5 protein-coding genes and 1 pseudogene are annotated in these 6,860 nt (G+C 71.9%); all 6 read right to left on the bottom strand.

The window, feature by feature from the left end:
- Positions 1–132 (bottom strand): hypothetical protein (locus tag SNE206_RS39485; protein WP_407918426.1); only part of this gene is annotated, 132 nt, incomplete at its 3' end.
- Positions 129–1,205: an IS701 family transposase gene (locus tag SNE206_RS39480; protein ID WP_407918425.1), complete on the bottom strand. Its 1,077-nt coding sequence runs from the start codon at positions 1,203–1,205 to the stop codon at positions 129–131. The genes SNE206_RS39480 and SNE206_RS39485, both read right to left, overlap by 4 nt.
- Before the next feature lie 114 nt (positions 1,206–1,319).
- Positions 1,320–3,479 (bottom strand): AGE family epimerase/isomerase, encoded by a 2,160-nt coding sequence (locus tag SNE206_RS39475; protein ID WP_407918424.1) that lies wholly within the window; start codon positions 3,477–3,479, stop codon positions 1,320–1,322.
- Positions 3,476–5,626, bottom strand: a complete 2,151-nt coding sequence (glgX, locus tag SNE206_RS39470) for a glycogen debranching protein GlgX (RefSeq protein WP_407918423.1) — start codon at positions 5,624–5,626, stop codon at positions 3,476–3,478. Before glgX ends, SNE206_RS39475 begins: the two co-directional genes overlap by 4 nt.
- Before the next feature lie 123 nt (positions 5,627–5,749).
- A complete protein-coding gene (locus SNE206_RS39465; protein ID WP_407918422.1) occupies positions 5,750–6,442 on the bottom strand; it encodes an SDR family oxidoreductase in 693 nt (230 codons plus the stop codon).
- An 80-nt stretch (positions 6,443–6,522) separates the two neighbouring features.
- Positions 6,523–6,860 (bottom strand): annotated as a pseudogene (locus tag SNE206_RS39460) (NDP-sugar synthase); the annotation flags it as partial.

Below are 6,860 nucleotides of genomic sequence, written 5' to 3'. Positions count from 1 at the left end.
CAGCGACATCGCCGTACCCGGATGCCCGTTACCCACCTTCTGCACAGCGTCCATCGCCAGGACCCGGGCCGTGTCGACGGTCCGCTGGTCCAGGTCGGTCCATTCGAAAGCGTTCGTCGGCGTGGTGTTCATCGTGCGGCGCTCTCCTCTGCGGACCGGGCCGGGCCCGGCCGTCCGGTGGTGGTGGCCCGCCGCTCCGGTGCGGATGCGGTCCTCAGCCTCTGCAGGAGGCGGCCGGCCCGTGCGGCGGTGACCCGCGTGACGTGGTGGTGCCACCAGCCGTGGGCCGGTCCGCCGTGGTGGCCGGGGCGGTAGTCCTCGTGGAGCCGTTCGCAGCCCTGGCCGGTGCGGTGGCGGAGTGCGGCGAGGGTGACCATGTCCGGCAGGCGGCCGGCCGGCAGGTTGGTGACCCAGTAGGAGCGGGGCCCCGGGCTGCCGAGGGGCCACTCCAGGAGCAGGTGCCGCAGGCCGGACGCCCAGGAGCCCCGCCGGTGTCCGCGGTGGCCCGGCCGGGCCGCGCAGAGCGGGGCGACGAGGAACTGGGTGTGCCCGGGGCGGGCGCCGGGGCCGTCCTGCCAGGGCAGTACGGCCCGTTCGGTGTGGCCGCGGAGGGTGCCCGAGACGTCCGCCGCCGGGTGGTGGTGGGTGCCGGGGTGGTGTGCGGCCCCGCGGCCGTGGCACCCGGCGGGGCGGTCGGGCCGGGGCCCGACGGGAAGCGGGGTGGCGGCGTCCGCCCGGAGGAGGTAGCCGAGTCCGCGTTCCTCCAGGCCGCCGAGGAGCGGCTCGATCCGCCGGCCGCACCGCCAGTCGCCGAGGACGGGCGCGACCGGCAGTCCCCATCCGTCGAGCACCTCGTCGACGGATTCGAGCGCGTAGCGCCAGGCCGGCCGGTGGTGCGTGCGGTCCGGAGGGCGGCCCGCCTCGCCCGCTCCCGGGCCCGGATCCCCGCCGGGCAGGAGGAGCCGCCAGTTCACGGGGAGGCTGTCCTGCGGGTGCACCAGGGCGGTGGCGAGGGCGAGCCGGCGGTGGCCGGGCCGTCCGGCGCCGGCGGCGGGGAGGGGCACCTCGTCGAGGGACCAGGCCGTGGGCGGTGCGATCGTGCACAGTTCGGCGGCGAGCAGTCGGCGGGCGTCGCCGGCCGGGTCGCCGGTGTCCCGCCCGGGCCGCCGCCTGCCGGCGGGCGGTTCGCCGGGGTGGGGAAGCATGGGCGCGCTCGTTCCTTCGGGGGCCGGGACGGGCCGGGGTGCGGGGCCCGTCCCGGCCGGGGGTGCGGCCCTCCCGCGGGCGGGGGCTTCGCGGGAGGGCCGCCGGTCGGTCGGTCAGTGGCCGCCGCAGGCGTGGTCGGACGCGAGGATGAAGGCGTCCGTCGCCACGAGGGCCTGGGCGATCTCCGGCTTGGCGCAGCCGACGATGACGAACTCGACGTCCAGGCCGATCTTGGTGCGCTGGAAGAGCAGTTCGTTGATGGCGGGCCGGGTGATCTGGGTGACGTTGCAGAGGTGGAACTCCACCCGGGTCGGCTCGGCCGACAGCACCTCGTTGAGGGAGCGGCGGAACTTGTCCAGCTCCTCACGGTCGATCACGCCGTCGCAGTAGACGTGCGCGGTCTTGCCGTCGAAGTCGCTGGAGACCTTCAACCGCATGTCGCTGGGCTCCAGTTCGACCCGGACGCGCAGCGGCCCGTCGCTCTCCGGCAGACGCACGGTGAGCGCCTTCGCGTCGAACTCGGTGTACGGCCGGTCGTCGATCCAGACCTGGGCGATCTCGACGGTGCCGGCGGGCAGCAGGTCGGGGGCCACCCGCAGCAGGCCGTCGGGGAACGCGCCGGGCTGGGGCCGGAAGTGCAGGGTGATCGGCGAGGAGGTGAGCAGGAGGCCGGTGTAGGTGGCCGCCAGGTAGCAGAGCTCCAGCGCGTGGTAGCCGGCCATCGAGTGGCTGCCCTTGAGGCGTTCGGTGCCCAGCAGGTACGGGACGCCGTTGGCCAGCACGTTGAAGTAGACGCCGCCGTCGTCGTAGTCGAGGAAGAAGGCGTTGTAGAACGACGCGGCCTCGCGAGCCAGCCGCTTGTGCTCGGGGTCGTTGGAGACGCCGGCGAGGATGAGGTAGGCGAGGATCGACTGCTCCTGCTGCCACCAGGCCTTGCGGTCGTGCCAGACCAGGCGGTGGGCGCCGCTGGCCGGGTCGGCCTGCCGCTCGACCACGTCGTACCAGCCGCCGCGCTGCTGGTCGCTGCCGACGGGCGGCATGGTCTCGGCGATGCGCTCGGCGAGTGCCGCGTACTCCGGCTTGTCGCGGAGGGCGCGGATGCGGGTGAGGTTCCAGGCGATCTTGAGGTTGTGGCCGACCACGGCGCGGTCCTGCTGCCAGCCCCAGGTGCGGTCGGGGCTCCAGTCCTCGTGGAACCGCTCCTGGACGAACGGGCTGTTCGGCTCGTCCGGGAAGTAGCGGGTGATGGTGTCGGCGGTCTCCTCCAGCAGGGCGGCGAAGTCCTCCCGGCCGGTGGCGAGGTAGGCGTTGATGAGGTACGCGGGGGCGTGGTCGCCGACCGAGTTCCAGTTCTTCCGGGAGCGGTTGCGCGCCAGCGCGTCGGCCCGGGGGTCCATGGTGATCGGGTCGAGGTGGGAGAAGAACCCGCCGCGCTCGTCGTCCTTGAAGTGGCGGTGGAACAGTTCGACCGTGCGGTCGATGTCGGAGAGGATCCGCGGGTCGCCGGTGATGCGGTAGGTCTGGGTGGGGCCGGCGAGGGCGTAGATCTGCTCGTACATCGGGATGGCGTCGAAGTCGTCGCCGAACTCCGAGGCGAAGACCTTGCGCTGGCCGATGCTGGTGATGTCGATGCCGTGGTACCAGTAGACGATGCCTTCGAGGTCGTCGGAGACCCGCATGTGCTCGCGCAGGTACTCGGTGCCGGCCTCGGCCGCCTGCAGGAAGCGCTCCTCGCCGGTGAGCATGAAGGCGGTGGCGAGGCCGTAGACCAGGCGGGAGATGGTGTCGGTCTCCTGCCGGATGTCCTGGCCGGCGAAGTCCGGTGTGTGGGTGCCGCTGAGGGTCAGCTTGGTGCGGAAGTTGCGCCAGTCGTACACGCCGTCGGGGAAGTGCCCGCGGAGGTAGAAGTCGGCTATCTCGGCGGCCTGCTGGACCCACCAGCCGGGCTTCTCGAAGACGTACGCGCCGCGCCGTTCCTCGGGGAAGGTGATCTGCCGGGCCTCGATGCGCTCGCCGCCCTCCCACTGGTGGAAGAGGCCGTGCACGAAGACGTAGCGGCCTTCGGCGAGCATGTCGCGGGTGGCTCCGCTGGTGTCCCGGCGGTCGTCGCCGAGGTTGCGGACGATCTCCGAGCCGAGGAAGCCGTCCATGTGGATGGTGAACTCGCGCCCGTCCGACGTCCGCAGGCCGAAGCGGTCGTTGACCGGTTCGTAGGCGGTGATGTAGCCGGCGACGGTGTCGGAGTAGGTGCGTCGGGCGGTGGGTGCGCTCATCGAGAGATGCCTCCGTCGTGGGGCAGTGCCGTCAGGACGACGACGCTGCGGCCGTGGGCATGGAACGTGTGACCGTGGACGGGATGCTCGGCGCCGGGGCGCAGGACGTCCTCGCCCTCCCCGAGCGCGGTGTTGAGGATCCGGTGCCAGCGGTGGCCGGGGATGTGCGGCAGGTCGAAGTCCAGGCCCAGGTGGTACATGTTGAGGATGACGTGCAGGTCGGGTGCGCCGTCGAAGCCGGCGAGCGTGAAGGAGAGGACGCGGGCGTCGGTGTCCTCCCACCCGGGCTGCTCCAGCTTGGTGCCGTGCCAGGTGACGTCCGGCAGGTCCCGTTCGTTGCGGCGTCCGGAGAAGAAGCGCACGTCGCGCAGCGCGGGGTGGCGCTTGCGGAGGGCGATCGCCTCGCGGAAGAAGGACCGGACCTCGGTCTCCTTGTCGGCCTGCTCCCAGTTGAGCCACGAGGTCTCGTTGGACTGGCAGTAGGCGTTGTTGTTGCCGTGCTGGGTGTTGCGGAACTCGTCGCCCGCCAGGATCATCGGCACGCCGCGGCTGATCAGCAGGATGGCGGCGAGGTTCTTGATCTGACGGATCCTCAGCCGTTCGACGTCCTCGGCGTCGGTGGGGCCTTCGACGCCGCAGTTCCAGCTGAAGTTCTCGTGGGTGCCGTCGGCGCCGGACTCGCCGTTGGCGTGGTTGTGCTTGTGGTTGTAGCTGACGAGGTCGTTCAGCGTGAACCCGTCGTGGCAGGTGATGAAGTTGATGCTGTTGGTGGGCAGTTCGCCGTCCTTGGCGAAGAGGTCCCGGGAGCCGCCGATCCGGGTGGCGACGGTGCCGACCAGGCCGGCGTCGCCGCGGACGAAGCGCCGCACGTCGTCGCGGTACGGGCCGTTCCACTGCGACCAGCGCTTCCCGGGGAACCGGCCGACCTGGTAGAGGCCGCCGCCGTCCCACGGCTCTGCGATGATCTTGGATTCGGAGAGCACCCCGGAGAGCTCGATCCCCCACAGCACCGGCGGGACGTCCATCTCGTAGCCCTCGGAACCGCGGGAGAGTTCGGAGGCCAGGTCGAAGCGGAAGCCGTCGACGTGGTGCTCCGTCACCCAGTACTCCAGGCACTCGATGATGAACTTCGCCACCGCGGGGTGGTTGGCGTTGATCGCGTTGCCGCAGCCGGTGAAGTCCATGTAGTGCCGGCGGTCCTGCGGCCAGAGGTGGTAGTAGACCTCGTTGGCCTGGCCGCGGAAGCTGATCGTCGGACCGTGCTCGTTGCCCTCGCTGGTGTGGTTGAAGACCACGTCGAGGATGACCTCGATGCCGGCCTTGTGCAGGGCCTTCACCATGTCGCGGAACTCGGTGATGTGCGTGCACTGGCACGCGTCCGAGCAGTACGCGGTGTGCGGGGCGAAGAAGCCGAACGGGTCGTAGCCCCAGTAGTTGTGCAGGGGTGCGCCGCTGGGGCCGGTCCGCAGCAGCTGCCGCTCGTCGAAGTCGAAGACCGGGAGCAGCTCGACGGCGGTGACCCCGAGCTCCTTCAGGTAGGGGATCTTCTCGATGACGCCGGAGAAGGTGCCCGGGTGGGTCACGTCGGCGGTCGGCGAGGAGGTGAGGCCGCCCACGTGCATCTCGTAGATGACGCTCTCCGCCAGGGGGGTGCGCAGCGGCTCGTCGCCCTCCCAGTCGTAGGAGTTGAGGTCGACGACCATGCTGCGCATGGAGTAGGCGCAGTTGTCCTCCTGCCCGATGGCGCGGACCCGGTCCCAGAGCGTGTTGACGTTCGCCCGGGCGTAGGGGTCGAGCAGCACCTTGCGGGGGTTGAAGCGGGTGCCGGACTCCTTGGTGTGGTGCGGGCCGTCGACGCGGTAGGCGTAGACCTGGCCGGGCCCCACCCCGGCGACGTGGCAGTGCCAGAAGTGGTAGCTGCGGTGGCTCTGCTTGTCGAGGCGGACGACGTGGCTGGGCGCCAGGTCGTCGCAGTGGTCGAACAGCAGCAGCTCGACCCGGGTGGCGTGTTCGGAGAAGAGGGAGAAGTTCACCCCGGTGGCGTCGGGGGTCGCGCCGAGCGGCTGGGACCGTCCGGGCGTGACCAGCGGGCCGGCGTCCGCGGCCCGGAGGGGCGGGCTCTTCTCCGCTGTGCGGGCTTCAGTCATGTCTGGATCATTTCTGTGCTCGTGCTGCGGCCAGGGGACAGTGCGAGGGGGGAGGGCGGGCCTCTCGGCGGCGGTCCGGTCGCTCCGGGCCGCCGCCGCGGGGTCCGGGGGGTGCGGCCGGGGTCAGGCCACCAGCGCCCGGTCCTGTTCGAGGCTCCCGAACGCCGACTCCCAGGACGCCGAGGCCGGTCCTGGTTCGTTGAAGATCTCGAAGGTGACGCCGCGCGCCTCGGGGCAGCGGAGGGCGTGGACGCAGGCGTCGGCGACGTCCGGGCGGGAGACCTGGCCGAAGCCGCGGTCGCCCTGTTCCAGCCGTACGCGGTGTCCGGCCGACCTGTCGTCGAGCAGCCAGCCGGGACGGACGACCGTGTAGGGCAGTCCGGACTCGCGGAGCAGTTCCTCCCCGGCTCTTCGCCAGTCGAGCAGCCGGCCGTACGCGTTGAGCGGGTGGCCCTGGTGCGTCACGTGGAGCTGGCTGACCAGCACGACGTGCGGGCGTTCGCCGCCGGCGGTGGCGGCTTCGAGCACGTTCGCGACGCCGAGGAACATCGTGGCCTCGGGACGGTCCGGCCCTTCGTCGTCGGTGCCGGGTTCGACGCAGAACACCACCGTCGAGGCGCCGGCGAGCGGTCTGCCGAGCGAGGCCGGGTCACGGACGTCGCCGGGCGCGTACGTCGCGCCGGGCGGGAGGTTGCGGCGGGCGTGCTGGGCGCTGCGGCCGACGGCGCGCACCCGCTCGCCCTGCTCCAGGAGCCGCCGCACGATCAGCCGTCCGGTGCGGCCGGCGCCGCCTACCACCACTGCCAGGTTCTCCATCGGGTTCCTCCTCGGTGCCTCGACGTGCTGGGGGTGCTTCGTGGTCGGTGGTGCGGGGCCGTCCGGGCGGGTTCCGGCCGTCAGACCCACTGCAGGATGTCGTCGGAACAGGTCAGGGCGGTGCCGGAGGGCAGGTTGGCGATCGGTGGCACCCGCAGCCTGGGGTAGACGCTGACGCCCGACAGCCGGGTGCCCGCCCACAGGTGCGCGCCGTCGCCGACGGCGGAGAAGCCGTCCAGGCGCACCGGCCGTCTTCGGTCGGAGTGGATCTCCACCATGGGGCCGACGTAGGAGTCGACGATGTCGGCGTACGGGCCGACCACGGAGGAGTCGCCGAGGGACGCGCCGGTGAGCCGGGCGCCCTCGTGGAGCTCGGCGCCGTCGCCGATGTCGGCGTACTCCAGCCGGACGCCGCTGC

The organism is Kitasatospora sp. NE20-6 (assembly GCF_045862635.1).
Note: the sequence above shows the minus strand (reverse complement) of the source record. Positions and strands in the feature narration are given on the sequence as shown.

What these genes read in the sequence shown, in the direction of transcription:
- SNE206_RS39465 (WP_407918422.1), bottom strand. Translation starts at nt 6,442, where the DNA reads ATGGAGAACCTGGCAGTGGTGGTAGGCGGCGCCGGCCGCACCGGACGG.
- SNE206_RS39475 (WP_407918424.1), bottom strand. Translation starts at nt 3,479, where the DNA reads ATGAGCGCACCCACCGCCCGACGCACCTACTCCGACACCGTCGCCGGC.
- SNE206_RS39480 (WP_407918425.1), bottom strand. Translation starts at nt 1,205, where the DNA reads ATGCTTCCCCACCCCGGCGAACCGCCCGCCGGCAGGCGGCGGCCCGGG.
- glgX (WP_407918423.1), bottom strand. Translation starts at nt 5,626, where the DNA reads ATGACTGAAGCCCGCACAGCGGAGAAGAGCCCGCCCCTCCGGGCCGCG.